The organism is Aeromonas sp. HMWF014, from assembly GCF_963878295.1.
GTDB classification, from domain to species: Bacteria; Pseudomonadota; Gammaproteobacteria; order Enterobacterales; family Aeromonadaceae; genus Aeromonas; species Aeromonas popoffii.
On record NZ_CAWNYS010000031.1, the window covers coordinates 3,939 to 5,669 of the forward strand.

The window sequence follows — 1,731 nt, forward strand, 5'->3', positions numbered from 1 at the left end:
ATTGGTCTGAGCGAAGCGTCGTTCGATCACGACCTCAAGCTGGATCAGGCCAAGGCCATGCTGACACGCTTGATGGCGCTGGGGGCCGAGAAGGGGCTCACCTTCGGGGTCAAGCTCACCAACACGCTCGGCACCATCAACCGCAAAGGGGCGCTGCCCGGCGATGAGATGTACATGTCTGGCCGTGCGTTGTTCCCGCTCTCCATCAACGTGGCTGCTGTGCTGTCCCGCGCCTTCGATGGCAAGCTGCCCATCTCCTACTCGGGCGGTGCCAGCAAGTTCAATATCGCGGAGATCTTCGAGACCGGTATTCGCCCCATCACCATGGCCACCGACTTGCTCAAACCGGGTGGCTACCTGCGCCAGATCGAGTGCCTCAAAGAGATCGATGCGTCGGGCAGCTGGGGCATGAGTCAGGTGGATGTGGCCAAGCTGGAAGCGCTTGCCGCCAAGGCCCTCACCATGGATTACACCCAGAAGGAGTGGAAGTCCGACGATCGCATCGAAGTGGGCGGCGGCCTGCCGCTGACCGACTGCTACGTAGCGCCCTGTGTCACCGCCTGCGCCGTGCATCAGGATATCCCCGAGTACATTCGTCTGATGGGCGAGGGGGAGTATGTGGCAGCCCTTGAGTTGATTTATCAGCGCAACGCCTTGCCTGCCATCACCAGCCATATCTGCGATCACCAGTGCCAGTACAACTGTACCCGTCTGGATTACGACAGCGCGCTCAATATCCGCGAGCTGAAAAAAGTGGCCCTCGAGTTTGGCTGGGAAGGGTACAAGGCCCGCTGGCACAAACCGGCAGGCAGCGGTGACAAGCACCCGGTTGCAGTAATAGGCGCCGGCCCGGCCGGTCTCTCCGCCGGTTACTTTCTGGCCCGTGCCGGTCATCCGGTCACCGTGTTCGAGCGTGAAGCGGATGCCGGTGGCGTGGTCAAACACATCATCCCCGAGTTCCGCATTCCGGCCGAGCTTATCCAGCACGATATCGACTTTGTCGCCGCCCACGGGGTCAAGTTCGAGTTTGGTTGCGATCCGGCGCTCACCATCGACAAGCTGCACGCCCAGGGCTTTACCTATGTCTTCGTCGGCATCGGCGCCGACAAGAATGGCGGCATGCGTCTCGAAGGGGGTCATGATCGGGTCTACAAGTCATTCAACTTCCTGCGCAGCTTCAATCAGGGCAAACCGCTGCCGCTGGGCCGCCATGTGGCGGTGATCGGCGCTGGCAACACCGCCATGGACTGCGCCCGCGCCGCCCTCAAGGTGCCGGGTGTGAGCGATGTGACCGTGATCTACCGTCGCAGCGAAAAAGAGATGCCCGCCTATCGCGAGGAGGTTCTGGAAGCGGTGGAGGATGGGGTGCGTTTTTGCTTCCTCACCAATCCGGAGCGCTTTGACAAAGATGGCAAGCTTGTCGTGCGGATGATGGCGTTGGGGGATCCTGACGAGCAGGGCCGCCGCCGTCCGGTGCCCACCGAGCAGACCGAAGTGATGCAGATGGATGCGCTGATCACCGCCATCGGCGAGCAGCCAGACTGCGAAGTACTGAAAGCAATGGGCATTCCCCTGGGCAGCGATGGTTGGCCAGAGGTGGATAGCCAGAGCGGCGAGACCAGTCGTCGCAACGTCTTCCTGATCGGTGATGTGCAGAGCGGCCCATCCTCCATCGTCGGTGCCATCGGCGGTGCCCGCCGCGCCGCGGATCTGGTGCTCTCTCGCGAGCAT

1 protein-coding gene is annotated in these 1,731 nt (G+C 61.9%); it reads left to right on the forward strand.

The features are described 5' to 3' along the window. Positions 1–1,731: putative selenate reductase subunit YgfK (gene ygfK / locus AAC083_RS00985; RefSeq protein ID WP_258224576.1), on the forward strand; the 1,731-nt coding region annotated here is incomplete at both ends.